The organism is Nonomuraea sp. GTA35, assembly GCF_041950525.1.
Taxonomy (GTDB): Bacteria; Actinomycetota; Actinomycetes; order Streptosporangiales; family Streptosporangiaceae; genus Nonomuraea.
This window is the reverse complement of sequence record NZ_JBGNUV010000024.1, coordinates 69,117-83,902: the sequence shown is the minus strand read 5'-3', so window position 1 is coordinate 83,902 and position 14,786 is coordinate 69,117. Positions and strand designations below refer to the sequence as shown.

General features: G+C 70.7%; 17 protein-coding genes. 3 read left to right on the top strand and 14 right to left on the bottom strand.

Going from position 1 to position 14,786, the window contains the following annotated elements; translation table 11 throughout:
* Position 1: 1 nt before the first annotated feature.
* The 3 genes from ACBJ32_RS55350 to ACBJ32_RS55340 form a co-directional block, all read right to left on the bottom strand.
* The gene (locus ACBJ32_RS55350) at positions 2 to 397 is read right to left on the bottom strand and encodes an NADH-quinone oxidoreductase subunit A (protein WP_080043646.1); all 396 of its coding nucleotides are present in this window, start codon (positions 395 to 397) and stop codon (positions 2 to 4) included.
* Between the two features lie 64 nt (positions 398 to 461).
* Positions 462 to 1,715 (bottom strand): geranylgeranyl reductase family protein, encoded by a 1,254-nt coding sequence (locus tag ACBJ32_RS55345; protein ID WP_357875309.1) that lies wholly within the window; start codon positions 1,713 to 1,715, stop codon positions 462 to 464.
* Between the two features lie 382 nt (positions 1,716 to 2,097).
* Positions 2,098 to 2,814, bottom strand: coding sequence for a demethylmenaquinone methyltransferase (locus ACBJ32_RS55340; protein ID WP_357875307.1), 717 nt, complete (start codon positions 2,812 to 2,814; stop codon positions 2,098 to 2,100).
* A 107-nt stretch (positions 2,815 to 2,921) separates the two neighbouring features.
* On the opposite strand from ACBJ32_RS55340, the gene ACBJ32_RS55335 reads away from it, so the two are divergent.
* Positions 2,922 to 4,127, top strand: a complete 1,206-nt coding sequence (locus ACBJ32_RS55335) for a hypothetical protein (protein ID WP_375133677.1) — start codon at positions 2,922 to 2,924, stop codon at positions 4,125 to 4,127.
* Here ACBJ32_RS55335 and ACBJ32_RS55330 read toward each other — a convergent pair.
* A complete protein-coding gene (locus ACBJ32_RS55330; protein ID WP_375133676.1) occupies positions 4,124 to 4,342 on the bottom strand; it encodes a DUF4229 domain-containing protein in 219 nt (72 codons plus the stop codon). The genes ACBJ32_RS55335 and ACBJ32_RS55330 overlap by 4 nt on opposite strands.
* Positions 4,343 to 4,599: 257 nt before the next feature.
* Between ACBJ32_RS55330 and ACBJ32_RS55325 the strand changes: the two genes are divergently transcribed.
* Positions 4,600 to 4,821 carry a BldC family transcriptional regulator gene (locus ACBJ32_RS55325; protein ID WP_026214226.1) on the top strand — a complete coding sequence of 74 codons (222 nt, stop codon included), beginning with the start codon at positions 4,600 to 4,602 and terminating at the stop codon, positions 4,819 to 4,821.
* Positions 4,822 to 5,032: 211 nt separating this feature from the next.
* On the opposite strand, the gene ACBJ32_RS55320 is transcribed toward ACBJ32_RS55325, so the two are convergent.
* Complete coding sequence (locus ACBJ32_RS55320) at positions 5,033 to 5,275, bottom strand: hypothetical protein (RefSeq protein WP_357875301.1); 243 nt, start codon at positions 5,273 to 5,275, stop codon at positions 5,033 to 5,035.
* A 10-nt stretch (positions 5,276 to 5,285) separates the two neighbouring features.
* Positions 5,286 to 6,464 carry a hypothetical protein gene (locus ACBJ32_RS55315; RefSeq protein WP_375133675.1) on the bottom strand — a complete coding sequence of 393 codons (1,179 nt, stop codon included), beginning with the start codon at positions 6,462 to 6,464 and terminating at the stop codon, positions 5,286 to 5,288.
* 139 nt (positions 6,465 to 6,603) lie between these two features.
* On the opposite strand from ACBJ32_RS55315, the gene ACBJ32_RS55310 reads away from it, so the two are divergent.
* Positions 6,604 to 6,897, top strand: a complete 294-nt coding sequence (locus tag ACBJ32_RS55310) for a PLD nuclease N-terminal domain-containing protein (RefSeq protein ID WP_375133674.1) — start codon at positions 6,604 to 6,606, stop codon at positions 6,895 to 6,897.
* Between the two features lie 6 nt (positions 6,898 to 6,903).
* Here the strand turns inward: ACBJ32_RS55310 and ccsB are convergent, their stop codons facing one another.
* The 8 genes from ccsB to ACBJ32_RS55270 form a co-directional block, all read right to left on the bottom strand.
* On the bottom strand, positions 6,904 to 7,965 hold the full coding sequence (ccsB, locus tag ACBJ32_RS55305) for a c-type cytochrome biogenesis protein CcsB (protein ID WP_375133673.1): 1,062 nt from the start codon (positions 7,963 to 7,965) through the stop codon (positions 6,904 to 6,906).
* Positions 7,955 to 9,514: a cytochrome c biogenesis protein ResB gene (locus tag ACBJ32_RS55300; RefSeq protein ID WP_375133672.1), complete on the bottom strand. Its 1,560-nt coding sequence runs from the start codon at positions 9,512 to 9,514 to the stop codon at positions 7,955 to 7,957. Before ACBJ32_RS55300 ends, ccsB begins: the two co-directional genes overlap by 11 nt.
* Positions 9,514 to 10,236 (bottom strand): cytochrome c biogenesis protein CcdA, encoded by a 723-nt coding sequence (locus tag ACBJ32_RS55295; protein WP_357875292.1) that lies wholly within the window; start codon positions 10,234 to 10,236, stop codon positions 9,514 to 9,516. Before ACBJ32_RS55295 ends, ACBJ32_RS55300 begins: the two co-directional genes overlap by 1 nt.
* Positions 10,229 to 10,798 carry a TlpA disulfide reductase family protein gene (locus ACBJ32_RS55290; RefSeq protein ID WP_357875290.1) on the bottom strand — a complete coding sequence of 190 codons (570 nt, stop codon included), beginning with the start codon at positions 10,796 to 10,798 and terminating at the stop codon, positions 10,229 to 10,231. Before ACBJ32_RS55290 ends, ACBJ32_RS55295 begins: the two co-directional genes overlap by 8 nt.
* Before the next feature lie 71 nt (positions 10,799 to 10,869).
* Positions 10,870 to 11,508, bottom strand: coding sequence for a histidine phosphatase family protein (locus ACBJ32_RS55285; protein WP_357875288.1), 639 nt, complete (start codon positions 11,506 to 11,508; stop codon positions 10,870 to 10,872).
* Between the two features lie 55 nt (positions 11,509 to 11,563).
* Positions 11,564 to 12,484 (bottom strand): LysR family transcriptional regulator, encoded by a 921-nt coding sequence (locus ACBJ32_RS55280; protein WP_375133671.1) that lies wholly within the window; start codon positions 12,482 to 12,484, stop codon positions 11,564 to 11,566.
* A 260-nt stretch (positions 12,485 to 12,744) separates the two neighbouring features.
* Positions 12,745 to 14,034, bottom strand: coding sequence for a glutamate-1-semialdehyde 2,1-aminomutase (gene hemL / locus ACBJ32_RS55275; protein ID WP_375133670.1), 1,290 nt, complete (start codon positions 14,032 to 14,034; stop codon positions 12,745 to 12,747).
* Positions 14,035 to 14,071: 37 nt separating this feature from the next.
* A complete protein-coding gene (locus tag ACBJ32_RS55270) occupies positions 14,072 to 14,713 on the bottom strand; it encodes a bifunctional DNA primase/polymerase (protein WP_357875283.1) in 642 nt (213 codons plus the stop codon).
* Between the last annotated feature and the right edge of the window lie 73 nt (positions 14,714 to 14,786).

The window sequence follows — 14,786 nt, the reverse complement described above, 5'->3', positions numbered from 1 at the left end:
TTCAGTCCCAGTCCAGACCCTTGCGGCGCCACACGTACGCGTAGGCGACGAGCACGGTGACGATGAACAGCAGCATCTCGACGAGCGCGAACAGGCCAAGGCCCGAGGAGAGCACGCGGCCGAGGTCGTCCGTCTGCGGAGCGAACGAGACGGCCCACGGGTATAGGAAGATGATCTCGATGTCGAAGACGATGAAGAGCATCGCCGTGATCATGTATTTGAGCGGGAACCGTCCACCACCGACAGGCTGGGGCGTGGGCTCGATGCCGCATTCGTAGGCGTCGAGCTTGGCGCGGTTCCAGCGCTTGGGACCGGTGAAGGGAGCGATGGCGACCGAGAAGATCGCGAAGCCCCCCGCGAGAACGGCGAGCACCAGGATGGGCACGTAAAGGTCCATCGCTACGCCTCCTCCGGAGTCGCCGCGCGCGCGGGCGCGCAGCCGGATCTGTTGATTGCGAGATTCATGCTGATGGCGCGACCTTCGAGAGTGCGTTGATGATCATGTCGGACGCATCGCCTCGCCGGTCGGTGAGATTACCAAGGAGTTTGAGCGCAAAGCGCATCAGCCTCGGGTGGGGAAGCCCGTGCCTGGTGCCGAAGCTCATCACACCCGGCTTCCCAATCGCCTCGACGAACAACCTCCCGAGCGTGAAATATCCGCCGTAAGCGTCCTTCAGCGTCTGAGGATAGGTCCGCAGGATCCGCTCGCGTTGCGCGGGGGTGGTGTCCTTGAGGGCCTTGGCGATGATCTCGGCGGCGATCTCCCCGGTCTCCATGGCGTAGGCGATGCCCTCGCCGTTGAACGGGTTGATCGAGCCGCCGGAGTCTCCCACGAGCAGCAGGCCGCGGGTGTAGTGGGGCTGCCTGTTGAAGGCCATCGGGAGCGCGGCGCCGCGGATCGGGCCCGTCATGTTCTCCTCGGTGAAGCCCCATTCCCGCGGCATCGACCGGCACCAGCGGCGCAGCAGGTCGCGGTAGTCGATGTTGCCGAACTGTGAGCTGGTGTTGAGCAGGCCGAGCCCCACGTTGGCGGTGCCGTCGCCGACGCCGAACACCCAGCCGTAGCCGGGCAGCAGCGTGTCGCCGTCCCACAGCTCCAGCCAGGTCTCGAGGTAGTCGTCGTCGTGGCGCGGGCTCTCGAAGTACGTCCGCACGGCCACGCCCATCGGGCGGTCCTCCCGCTTGTGCAGGCCCATGCCCAGGGCCAGGCGGGTGCTGTTGCCGTCGGCCGCCACGACCACGCGGCTGCGGAACTCGCGGCCGTCCTTGGTGGTCACGCCCACGATGTGGCCGCTGCGGTCGTCGAGCACGGGGCCGGTGACGGTGACGCCCTCCATGAGGCGCACGCCGTTCTTGACCGCGTTGGCGGCGACGATCTGGTCGAAGTCCTGGCGGGTGCGGACGAGCCCGAAGTCGGGGAACCGCTCCAACTGCGGCCAGTCGAGCTCGAAGCGCAGGCCGCCGCCGACGACGCGCAGGCCCTTGTTCCTGATCCAGCCGGGTGCGTCGATGTCGACGCCCATGTTCTGCAACTGCTTGACCGCACGGGGGGTCAGGCCGTCGCCGCAGACCTTCTCGCGGGGGAACCTGGTCTTCTCCAGGAGCAACACGTCGAGACCGGCCTGAGCGAGGTAAAAAGCGGTTGCGGAACCGGCGGGACCGGCGCCGACGACGATGACGTCGGCGTCAGCCTGTTGGGCTGCTGGCACGGTCACTGGACATCCTGTCCCTACACGCTCGAAGGCCGTGGGGTGTCGCGCCTTCGTTCCTTTGTGAACCCCTTCACAAACTTACCGGCCCGCAGTCTACTGCTTTTCCTGTACATAGTGGCAGTCGGGGTGCGGTTCTGTGATCCATGAGGACGGCGTGTCGCCTGAGGCCGCGCAGTCATGATCGTCACGCTAGCAGCAGCCCCCGGGACGGTCGGAGCCCGGCCAGTGAGGCGATGCGGTCTCGAGACCCGTCATGGCGAGCACGGCCCGATCGAGCGGATCGAAATCGATGATTTCCGCCGCCCGGAAAAGCGCACCTTCGCTTGATCCGCGGGCAGGAAAGCGGGCCGGCTGGAAATGCGGTTTTCGGCGCCGGGCGCAGCGATTAAGCGGGCTTGAACCCCCTGTGCATGGCGACGATCCCCATCGTGAGATTGCGCCAGGCCACCCGCTCCCAGCCGGCGCCCTGGATGATGCGGGCCAGCGTCGGCTGGTCGGGCCAGTCCCTGATCGACTCGGCCAGGTACTCGTAGGAGTCGTCGTTGGACCCGAACACCTTGGCCACCTTCGGCAGCAGCCGCATCAGGTACTCCCGGTAGACCAGGTCGAACGCGCCGAAGGTGACGTGCGAGAACTCCAGGATCACCAGGCGCCCGCCCGGCTTCGTCACCCGCAGCATCTCGCGCAGCGCCTGCGAGGTGTCGTGCACGTTGCGCAGCGCCACCGAGATCGTCACCGCGTCGAACACCTCGTCGGCGAACGGCAGCCGCATCGCGTCACCCGCGAGGAACGGCACGCCGGGCCCCGACAGCGCGTTGCCGCCGCGCCGCCGCACCCCCGTGCTCAGCATGCCGAACGAGAAGTCGGAGGCGATCGCCCGCGCGCCCAGCCTGGTGAAGGTGTCGGTGGACGTGCCCGTGCCCGCCCCCAGGTCGAGCACCAGCTCCCCGGGCCCCGCGTCCACGGCGGCGGCGACCGCCTTGCGCCAGAGCCGCACCTGGCCGAGGGAGATCACGTCATTGACCAGGTCGTAGCGCCGGGCGGTGCGATCGAACATCGCGGCGACCTCGTCCGGCTGTTTGTCCAACTGAGCGCGCGTCATGCCTCACACCTTATTGGGGCCCGCCTGCGGGTACGCGGGCATCCCCATCCGGGACAATCAACGGAAAGTAGCAGCATGACTACCGAACGTCTGCTAGATATTGGCGAATGTTTGCCCGTGTCGCCCTTGCGGCGATCATCGCCTCGGCCCCCGTCCCGCACGCGCGCGTCGTGTCGGCCGACCCGATCGACAGCACCCCCCACGTGCTCGACGGCATCGTCAACGCCATCGTCGTCGTCGGCCGCACCGTCGTCGTCGGCGGTTCGTTCAGCGAAGTGAGCGACGCGTCCCGCACCACGGTCCACTCGCGCGACAACCTGTTCGCCTACGACCTGGTGACCGGACGCGTGCTGCCGGGCTTCGCGCCGAGCGTGGCCGGCCCCGTCTTCGGCCTGGCGGCCGGCGACGGCGGCACCGTCTACGTCGGCGGGGAGTTCCACGGTGTCGACAACCGCAGGGCCCGCGGCCTGGCCAGGCTCAGCCTGGCCGACGGCGCGCTGGTGCCCGGCTTCCAGCCGCGCATCGGCGGCGGCATGGTGACCGCGCTGGCCAGGCAGGGCCCCGACCTCTATGTCGGCGGTGACTTCACCAGCCCGCGCACGGCGCTGGCCAGGCTGGACGCCACCACCGGCCTGCCCGACACGAGCTTCGACATCGAGCCCGGCGCGCCGCTGACGTCGCGGGTGAAGGTCTACGCGCTGGCGGTCTCCGGCCGCAGGCTGGCGGTGGACGGCACGTTCACCACGCTCGACGGCCATTCCCGGCCGCAGCTCGGCCTGATCGACATCGGCACGGCGGCCGCCAGGGTGGCGCCGTGGCGCACCGAGGCGTACGCGCGCAGGTGCAGCAGCGCGTTCCCCTCCTACGTACGCGGGCTCGACTTCTCCCCCGACGGCCGCTACTTCGCGGTCGTCACCACGGGCGGCCCCAAGGGCGGCATGTGCGACACGACAGCCCGCTTCGAGACCTACGCCACGGGCTCCGCCATCCGCCCGACCTGGGTGAACAGCACCGGCGGCGACTCGCTCTACGCGGTCGCGGTGACGGGGGCGGCGGTCTACGTGGGCGGGCACCAGCGCTGGCTGGACAACCCGCGAGGCCGCGACTCCGCGGGGCCGGGCGCGGTGTCACGGCCGGGCATCGGCGCCATTCATCCGAGCACCGGAAAGGCTCTCAGTTGGAATCCCACGCGGGAGCGCGGCATCGGGGTGAAGGCGTTTTACGCGCACGCCAGTGGACTACTTGTCGGTAGCGACACAACGAGACTCGGACGGGAGTACCATGCCCGGATTGGCATGTTCCCCCTGCCCTAGTCGTTGCGTGGCTTCGGCCGGTCGATCCTGTCGCTGAGACGCGCACTCATGGTGTCGCGCTGCTTGGACAGCAAGACGTAGCTCGCTATGCCGCTGATCACAAAAGAACAGACGATCAGCCAGAACGGGTTTTGCAGTCCTAGCAGCCAGAGGACACCCAGGGTCACGACGAACAGGCCGATCCGCGACGCGGTGTAAACGAGAACGGGACGCACAGGTTCGAGGTTACTCGGACCTGCGTAGCGGTCGCTCTTCGCATCGGACGCGAGCACTGCTACTGTTCCCAGTTAGGGAGTTTCGTAAAGAAACACCCACGAGAGCCCCAAAGAGGCTCTATCATATAACAATCGGGCAGTCAGCTGATAACAACCCGTGATCTTTGTAGAAAACCACGGATAAATCAGGCTTCGCTCGACACACTGGTTACCTGTCCGCCCGCTGGCAGGAAGCGGGATGCGAGGGGGAGAGATTGGTGGAGAGTAGCAGCGAGCGTCTGCTGACCCCAGGAGAGGTTGCCGCCCTCTTCCGGGTAGACCCAAAGACGGTTACGCGCTGGGCTGCGGCAGGCCGCATCAGCAGTATCCGCACCCCCGGAGGGCACCGGCGCTTCCGCGAGTCGGAAGTCCACGCCCTTCTCCGAGGCGAGGACGTTCTCACGGCCGACAGGCCAGCAGGTGAGTCCCCGCGCGTCTGACGTTCCGTCTAGTCGGTGATCCTGCACGGCCGGGCCGCCTGAACAGCGGTCCTTCCCGCCAGGATCACCGCTGGCGGAACCCACTGTTTCGCGTGCCCTCCCGGCCACACTTCCGTACGGGAACGGCACGGGGCGGCGCCAACCGCCGACCGTGGCTGGCGCCTGTCCGTTCGCCCGGACCGGGCCCGCGTTCCCCCTTGCTGCCGCCCGGTCAGGCGTCCTCCTGCTGCGCCTTGAAGGCCAGGAACTCCCGCTCCAGCTCGTCGTTCTCCTCTTCCCAGCGCCGGCGGCGCAGCTCCGCCTCCTCCTCGGTCAGCGACTCCGGCAGCCACTGCTCGTAGTCGGGGTCACCGGGCTGGACCTCGACGTAGGCGTTGCCGATCAGACGGCCGTCCTGGCTGGTCAGGCTCTGCGGTACGCGCAAGGTCCCGTCCGCGAGCCGGATGACGTACATGGCCGATCACCTAGATTCCGTAGCGCCGGTTGAAGAACAGCATGATGTCGAGCGCCATCCGCGTGTCGCCGCCGAGCATGTCCACCAGGGCCGGGCGCTGGCGCGAGGCGATGGCGGCGAAGGCGTCGGCGAAGAACTCCTTGCGGCCCAGCCCGCCCCCCTGGCGGTGGAACGTCGAGGCCAGCAGCGGGACGGCCGTGTCGTACAGGCGCACGAACTCCGGCGAGTCCGACACCCAGTCGCCGTGCGCCGCGTCGATGTCGTCGATGGCGTGGCCCACCTCGTGCATCATCACGTCCGGTGTGGGCGAGGGGCGGTCGCCCACGACGATCTTGCGGTCGCCGTACGCGCCGGCGCAGATGTCCCAGGTCGCCCGGCTGGACGGGAGCGGCGCGCCGCGCAGGTAACCCATGTCGTCGAGGTCGGGCACGCCGCCCGGGCCGACGTAGATGCCCTCCAGGCCCGAGGCGAGCAGCTCCTTCAGCCGCTCGGGCAGCCTGGCCAGGCTCTCCACCGCCCTGATGACGTCCGCCGGCGGCGGGCCCTGCCTGGCGTCCCACTGCCGGTGCAGGATCGTCTCCAGCCGGCCGCAGTGGCGCAGGCCGTCGCCCAGCGAGGGCGCGTCCGGCCGATGGGGGCGGGCCCTGAGCGGCTCGTCGGTGAGCTCGAAGTCGTCCCAGGTGTAGCGGGGGCGGTCGACCACGACGGCGGCGGGGAGGCGCTCGCCACGCTCCCGCACCGCGAACGCGTCCCACCCCGGTCCCGAACCGCGCTCGTGCCCCGCGAACGCGCCCCGTCCCGCCGCCGAGCCGCGCTCGTGCCCCGCGAAAGCGTCCGGGCCCGCCGCCGAGCCGCGCTCGCGGCCCGCGAAGCCGTCCCGGCTCGTTCCGGGGGAACGGGTGTCCGGCCGGCCGTCGAGCGGCCACATCGTGCGTTCCGGCCCGTCACCTCCGGGCCACATCACCCTGTCCTGGGAGCTGGCGGGCCTGCCCCTCTCGCCGGGCCGTGCCGCTTCGTGCGGCTCGTCGCCACCATCGCGCCGGCTGTCGCGGGCGCCGGACCAGAACGAGCGGTCGGCGTCGGGGTGCGCCTCGCTGCGGCGCGAGAAGAGGTACGAGCCGCGCCGCCACCAACGGCCACGCCGATGCCGTCCTCTGTCGCTGGGTCCCCTGTCGGAAGAAAAGGCCATCGCACCCCTCAACGCCATGTGGAGCCCCGTGGACACCGACGCATCGGCTTCCACCGTACGACGCCGATCTTCCGCTAGTCACCCGAAATGGGACATCAGGCAGCACGATCACGCCGAATCATGGCTTACAGTTCGGGACATGGCAGGTGTTCTGATCGGCCTGGCGCTGCTGGCCTTCTGGCTCTTCTCACTGTTCGACGTGGTCACCACACCGGAAGACGAGGTGCGGAACGTACCAAAGCCGCTGTGGATCCTCGTCGTCGTGCTCATCCCGCTGCTCGGCGGCGCGGTGTGGATGGCGCGCGGCCGCCCGCGCGCGCCGCGCGCGGCCTGGCCCGTCCCCCCGGGCCCGGGCGCGCCGAAGGGACCGGACGACGACCCCGACTTCCTTCGTGACCTCGACCGGCGGATGCGCGGCGACGACGTCGCCTAGCCCCTCCTAGTCCACGTCGGCGTAGCTGTGCAGGCCGTCGATGAAGATGTTGACCCCGATCAGGTTGAACAGGAGGCAGCCGAACGCCACGAGCTGCACGATGGTCGCGGCCTTCCCCCGCCAGCCCGCCGTCACCTTCGCGTGCAGGTAGGCCGCGTAGGCCACCCACGTGATGAACGACCACACCTCCTTGGGGTCCCAGCCCCAGTAGCGGCCCCACGCCCGGTCCGCCCAGAGCGCTCCCGCGATCACGGCGAACGTCCACAGGGGGAAGGCGAACACGATCGCCCGGTGGGCCACCTTCTCCAGGTCGGCGCGGGACGGCAGCCGCGACTCCCCGTCGCGGCGCACCAGGTACAGCACGCCGGAGACTCCGGCCAGCGTCAGCAGCCCGCTGGAGATGATCGCCGCGCTGACGTGGATGGCGATCCAGTACGAGTTCAGCGCGGGCACCACGGGACCGGCGGCCGTGTAGAACACCTTGACGGCCAGCCCGAGCCCGAGCGCGGCCGTGACCATGACGAAGCCGCCCAGGTAGCGCACGTTGTGGCGGAGCTGGGTGCCGAGGAACGCGGTCACGGCGGCGAAGCAGATCGCGACCACGAACTCGTACATGTTGCCCCACGGCCACCGGTCCACGGCCAGGCCGCGGGTGACGATCGCGCCGGCGTTGGCGGCCCAGCCCAGCCAGGCGAGCACCAGCGCGACCAGGCCGGCCTTGGCGCCGCCGCCCGACGCCGCGGCGACAGCGGGCGCTCCCGGCGCCCTGCCGTCCACCCTGCCGTCCACCGTGCCGTCCGCCACTCCGGCGCCTTCACCGGACGGCTTCTCGGCGGCCTCCTCGGACCCCGTCACCGCGCCGGACACGCCGGCGGAGACCTCGTCCGACACCGCCGCCCCGACCGCGACCGGTTGCTTGACCTCGACCGGACGCGCCGCCTGCGCCTTGCCGGGCCGGGCCCGGCCGAAGGCGAGGTCGATCGCGAAGAACACCATGGCGACGACGTAGAGCAGGACGGCTGCGACGACGAAAAGGTCGCTCAGCTCGGCGAGTTGCTCAGCGGACATCCTTTTCTCCTGCTGATAGAACCTTCACGATGTCGGAGAACTCCTCGGCGAAGCCCGCCGCGGAGCCCTCGGTACGGGTCAGGCCGCCCACCTCGACCCTGCCCTCGAAGACGCGTACGAAGACCCGCCGGCGGCGGATCATGAGCGAGAGCGCGATGGCGACGACGGCAGTGGCACCGGCCGCCAGGGCGGGGAAGCGCCCCGGGTCGTAGGAGGTCTGGAGCGTGATCCACTCCTTGACCCCGGTGAACTCGAGCCTGCCCAGCCCGCCGGGCAGCTCCATCGACTGTCCCACGGCCAGCGGCTTGGGCGCGCTGGACCCCATGACCAGGGGCTTGAGCTTCTTCAGCACCTCGGGCTCGGCCAGCTCGTAGACCGACTGCGGCTTGCCCGAGCGCACGCCCAGGTCGCCGGAGAACGCGCCGAGGATCTTCACCTCGGGGTTGAGCTCGCCGGGGAAGGCCGAGGCGTGGTCGCCGTTGGTCAGCGGCACGCTGGTCGGCAGGAACTGCAGCAGGAACCCGAGCTGCGACGGCTGCGCGTCGGGCACCTTGACGACGCAGCCCGAGGTCATCGTGGCCTTCTGCTCGATCAGGCAGGGCACGGGCCCCTCGAAGGCCACCTGCCCCTTCCCGTCGGTGACCTTGAACACGGGCGCGTAGCCGTTGCCGATCAGGTAGAGCTGCGTGCCGTCGACCTCGAGCGGCTCGTTGACCTTGAGCTCGTAGTCGCGGGCGGGCGAGGCCGGCGTGTCGTTGACCTTGAGGTGCGCCGAGTAGTCGAGCGCCTGCCCGCGCTTGTCGCCGGCGACCTGGTAGGCCACCTTGAACTCCGACAGCGTGAAGGAGAACGGCTGCAGCGACTCGGCCGAGACCTGGTTGCCGGGCATGAACCGGTCGTAGGCGGCCACGGTGTTGGCGAAGCCGTCGCCCTCGACGACCAGGACGTTGCCGCGGTAGCCGAACAGGGAGCCGGCGCCGATCGCCACCAGGATGCCGAGCAGCGCGATGTGGAAGAACAGGTTGCCGATCTCGCGCAGGTAGCCCTTCTCCGCCGACACCCAGCCGTCGCCGGTCACGACCCGGAAGCGCAGCTTGCGCAGCTTCCTGGCGGCCTGGTCGACCCCCAGGTCGCTCTCGAACGAGGCCGCGTGGGGCAGGCGGGACAGGTTCTTCGGGGCCGCGGGCGGCTTGCGGCGCAGCTCACGCGCGAAGGTCGCGATGCGCGGGATGATGCAGCCGATCAGCGAGGTGAACAGCAGCAGGTAGACGGCCGCGAACCAGGTCGAGCTGAACACCTCGAAGAGCTGGAAGCGGTCGTACCACTCGGCCAGCGCCGGGCTCTGCTCGTAGATCCGGGCGACCTTGTCGGGCTCGACGCTGCGCTGCGGCACCAGCGAGCCGGGCACCGAGCCCAGCGCCAGCAGGAACAGCAGGATGAGCGCCGTCTTCATCGAGGTGAGCGTGCGCCACGCCCAGCGCAGCCAGGCCACCAGGCCGAACCCGGCCTGCTTGGGCGCCTGCTCCTTCTCCAGCTCCTGGACGGTCATCAGATCACCGGCTCGAACGCGCCGATCAGCCCCTGCATGGCGGCGATCATCTCTCCCCAGAGCCCGGTCACCAGCAGCACGCCGACGGCCACCATCATGCCGCCGCCGACCCTGGTGATCAGGCGTGAGTGCTTGCGGATGGCCCGGAACGTGCGCAGGGCCCTGCTGTAGGCCAGCGCCGCGCCCACGAAGGGCAGGCCGAGGCCCAGGGCGTACGCGACGGCCAGGAGCGCTCCCCGGCCCGCGCTGCCCTCGTTGAGCCCGAGGGTCAGCACCACGGCCAGCGTGGGCCCGATGCACGGCGTCCAGCCCAGCCCGAACACCACCCCGAGCAGCGGCGCGCCCGCCAGCCCCGCGGCCGGCAGGCGGTGGATGCGCACGTCGCGCATCAGCCCGGGCAGCACGCCCAGGAAGGCGAGCCCGAGCACGATGGTGAGCACGCCGAGCACCCGCGTGATGAGGTCGGCGTTGCCCAGCAGGACGGAGCCGAGGCCGCCGAACAGCGCCCCGCTGAGCACGAACACCAGCGCGAACCCGGCCACGAACAACGACGCGCCGAGCACCAGCCGCCCCCTCTTGGGGTCGGCGCTCATGCCCGTGACGTACGACAGGTAACCCGGCACCAGCGGCAGCACGCACGGCGACAGGAACGACACCACCCCGGCCAGCACCGCGATCGGCACGGCCAGCAGCAGCGAGCCCGAGGCGACGACGTCACTCATCGCGCACCTTGGTCACCGCGTTCATCAGGTCGGTGTACTTGACGGCGCCCAGCGCCCTGGCCGCGATCCTGCCCTGCTTGTCGATGATCAGCGTGGACGGGATGGCGGCGGGCGGCACCGTGCCCTGGAAGGCCAGCGCGACCTTGCCCGGCTGGTCGAAGATGTGCGGGTAACCGGTCTGCTCGGTGCGCTCGAACGCCTTCGCGTCCGCCTGGCGGTCCTTGAAGTCGACGCCGAGGAACTCCACGCCGCTGCCCTTGGTCTTGGCCGCGACCTCCTTGAGCACCGGCGCCTCGGCACGGCACGGGCCGCACCAGGAGGCCCAGAAGTTGAGCACCACGACCTTGCCCCGGTGAGCGGCCAGCGAGGCGGTGGCGCCGTCGAGGGTCGGCCCTTCGACCGCGGGCGCGGGCCTGCGCTCGGCGGCCTCGAAGACCTGCATCTTCCCGTCGCCCGCGACGAACCGGGTGTCGCCCGCCTGCGGCTGACCGCCCTGGTTGCCGGCGCAGCCCGCGGCCAGCGCAGCCAGGAGGAGAACGAGGGAGAGGGACTTGGCGCGCACGGAGGAAGATCTCCTTGTACTACAAGCGGTAGAGCTTGCAACTCTACCGGGGCGACCGCGCGCTCCCGACATCAGGCCCCGGGGAGCGAAGGCCCCGTCTCCAGTGATCCAGCGGGCTCGCTGTAGCCGATGCTGATCAGGCGGTCGCCGTCGAAGGTGAACGTGGTCACGCTGGCCAGCGCGCACTGCCGGCGGCGCGGATCGTGCCAGAGCCGGCGCCCCTCGGCGGCGCACCTGATGGCCCAGATGGGGAGCTGGTGGCTGACCAGCACCGTCTCGTGCCCGCGCGCCGCCGCCCTGGCCTCGTCGATCATCGACTTCATGCGACTGACGATGACGGGGTACGACTCGCCCCAGGACGGGCGCAGCGGGTTGTAGAAGTAGCGGTAGTTGCGCCAGTCGCGCAGCACGCCCAGGCCCTTGCCCACGGTGCGGCCCTGCAGGAGGTTGCCCGCCTCGATGAGGCGGACGTCCTGGACGATCTCCAGGCCGAGCTTGTCGGCGAGCGGGGCCGCCGTCTCCAGGGCGCGTTCGAGCGGCGAGCTGAACAGCTTGACGATGTCGCGACCGCCGACGGCCTTGGCGACCGTCTCGGCCATGAGCTGACCTGTCTCGGACAGGTGGTAGCCGGGCAGCCTGCCGTACAGGATGCCTCCGGGGTTGTGCACCTCACCGTGGCGCAGCAGGTGGACGACGGTGGTTTCAGCCATGGTGCGCACAGCCTATCCGCTCGCCCCGGCCGCATGGCCTAGGCCCCGGCCGGTGTCAGTTCACCGCCCAGGCGTTCTCCTGCTTCCTGCTCGACTCCGCCAGCGCCTCCACCATGGCCCTGATGGCGGGGCGGCGGGCCGCGTCGGTGCGCCACACCGCGTAGATGCGCCGCGACTGCCGCGGGAGCAGCGGGACGAGCCGCACGCTGCCGGGCACGCAGTCGCGGCCGAGCCGCGGCACGATCGCGCAGCCCAGGCCGGCCGCGACGAGCGCGAGCTGGGTCGGGTACTCGTCGGCCATGCACGCGATCACGGGCTCCAGCGAGGCGCTGCGCAGCGTGAACACCAGCCAGTCGTGGCAGACGGTGCCCGGCGAGCCGCTGATCCACTGCTCGCCGCGCAGCGTGGCCAGCTCGATCTCCCGCTCGCCCGCCAGCGGGTGGTCCGCGGGCACGGCCACGTCGGCCACGTCGTCGAGCAGAGTGGCCTTGGACAGGCCCTCGGGGATGGCCATGGGGCGGTTCAGCCAGTCCTGGATCACGCCCAGGTCAAGCTCGCCCCTGGCGACCTCGCGCACGACCCGTTCGGGCTCGCGCTCGTTGAGCTGCACCCACAGGTCGGGGTGGCGCTGCTTGAGCGTGACCAGCGCGCCGGGCATGAGTCCGCGCACGGCGGTGGGGAAGGCGGCCACGTTGAGCCGGCCGACGACCTCCCCGCGCAGCGCCTCGAAGTCGGCCTCGGCGGTCTCGACCAGGGCGAGGATGCGCTCGGCGTGCTCGGCCAGCAGCCCGGCCGCGTCGGTCAGGCGCACGCCGCGCCCGCTGCGCTCCATCAGGCGGGCGCCGGTCTCGCGCTCCAGCTTGGCGATCTGCTGCGAAACGGCGGAGGGGGTGACCATGAGCGCGTCGGCCGCCGCGCCGACCGACCCGTAGACGTGGACTGCGTGAAGAGCCTTGAGCCGGTTCAGGTCCAACATGTAAGCCAGCCTAAACGGTTTAGCGTAGAAAGTCTCGCTTGTCGTTGAATGTGTAGCAGACGAAAATAGTTGCATGAGAATCCTGAAGACGAAGAAGCAGCAGACGAGCTCCGTGTCGTACCTCAAGGCCCTCGCCGAGCAGGCCCGCGAGCAGCGCATCCGCTACCAGAAGCCCGCTCGCTGAACAGCAGGACGGGCGGGCACGCCGGGTGCCAGGACCCGCCGCCCCGCCCGCACTCGTCAGGCGCCGCGTGCCGCCGTCACCGCACGGCCGCGGCCGCCTCGGCCGCGGCGGGAAGAGCCTCCGCGACCCGGCCGATGGCCTCGTCGTCGTGCGAGGCCGACAGGAACCACGCCTCGTAGGCCGACGGCGGCAGGTAGACCCCCTGGTCGAGCATGGCGTGGAAGAACGCGGTGAAGGCCGCGGTGTTCTGCGTCTTGGCCTCGGCGAAGTTCGTCACCTCGGCGTCGGTGAAGAAGATCGAGAACAGGCTGCCCGCCCGCTGCAGCCGGTGCGGCACCCCCGCCTTCGCCAGCGCCTCCGAAGCCAGGTCGCCCACCTGGAGCGCCGCCGCGTCCACCCGCGCGTACGCCTCGGCGTCCAGGGCCCGGAGCGTGGCCAGCCCGGCCGCGCAGGCCAGCGGGTTGCCGGACAGCGTGCCCGCCTGGTAGACGGGCCCCTCGGGCGCGAGGCTGGCCATCACGTCCGCCCGGCCGCCGAACGCCGCCGCCGGCAGGCCGCCGCCCATGACCTTGCCGAACGTCATCAGGTCGGCGTCCACGGGGTCGAGGCCGTACCAGCCCGCCGCGGAGACGCGGAAGCCCGTCAGCACCTCGTCCACGATGAGCAGCGCGCCGTTGGCGGTGCACAGCTCGCGCAGGCGCGCGTTGAAGCCCTCGCGCGGCGGCACGATCCCCATGTTCGCGGGGCACGCCTCGGTGATCACGCACGCGATGTCCGCCGCGGCGAAGGCCTCCTCGACGGCCGCGAGGTCGTTGTACGGCAGCACGATCGTGTCGGCCGCCGACGCCCCCGTCACCCCGGGCGTGTCGGGCAGCCCGAAGGTCGCCACCCCTGACCCGGCGGAGGCCAGCAGCGCGTCCACGTGCCCGTGGTAGCAGCCCGCGAACTTGATCACCTTGGACCGGCCGGTGAACCCCCTGGCCAGCCGCACGGCGCTCATCGTCGCCTCGGTGCCCGAGCTGACCAGCCGCACCTTCTCGACCGGCGCCACCCGCGCGACGATCTCCTCGGCCAGCTCCACCTCGCCCTGCGTGGCGGTGCCGTAGGAGAACCCGCCCGCGATGGCGCCCTGCACCGCCTCCACGACCGCGGGGTGCCGGTGCCCGAGGATCATCGGGCCCCAGGAGCAGACGAGGTCGACGTAACGGTTGCCGTCGACGTCGGTGATGTAGGGCCCCTGCCCCGAGGCCATGAAACGCGGCGTGCCGCCCACCGCGCCGAACGCGCGCACCGGCGAGTTCACGCCTCCGGGCACGATGTCCTTGGCTCGGGCGAACAGGTCCTCAGAATTCTGCGTACGGCTCACCGGATCAGGTTATCCGGCCCCGGTGCCCGTCCCGCGGTCAGTCGGCCAGCCACTCCAGGACGCGCAGCGGGTCGGGCAGCGGGCGCCCGTCCGGGGGCCGCAGCCAGGACACCGGCTGCCCGCTGGGCAGCGTGGAGGGCGGGGCGAGGACGTAGCTGTCGCGGCAGTGCCAGCGCAGCCCCGGCGTGTCGTCGATGGTGGCCGGGTCGCAGTCGAGGTGGCACGACCACCACTCGTCCTCGTCCTCCGGGTTGCCCCTGGTGGCCACGTAGAACAAGACCCGGTCGCCGTTGGCGGCGACCGGGCCTGGGTGGGCGTCGGCGGCGTCGATCCGGGTGAGGGCCGACAGGCCGGCGGCGAGGGGTACGTCGAAGACGTCGAACACCCGCCCCGTGGGCAGGATCACATTGGCCTCGGGCTCGGCCTGCCACCAGCGCGTGAGCAGGGCGGGGTCGGTGGTGGCCTGCACGTGCCAGGCGGGCGAGAGCGGATGGGCGCCGGGGTCGGGACAGCCGACCCGGTCGCAGGAACAGGCGCGCGGCCCGTGACGCAGCGGATAGGCGCCCGGCACGACGGGCCACCCCAGGGCGGCGTACTCGAGCACGGTCGAGATGCGTGTCGGCCGTGCCTGTTTCTGGGCCCGCTTTTTGGTACGCCGAGCCAGTGGTACCCCCACCATGGTGTCTCCCGTTCGACTCACAGCGCCTGAGGAGGCCCCGACCCCGGGCGGAAGGGCAGCCGCGTTCAGCGGC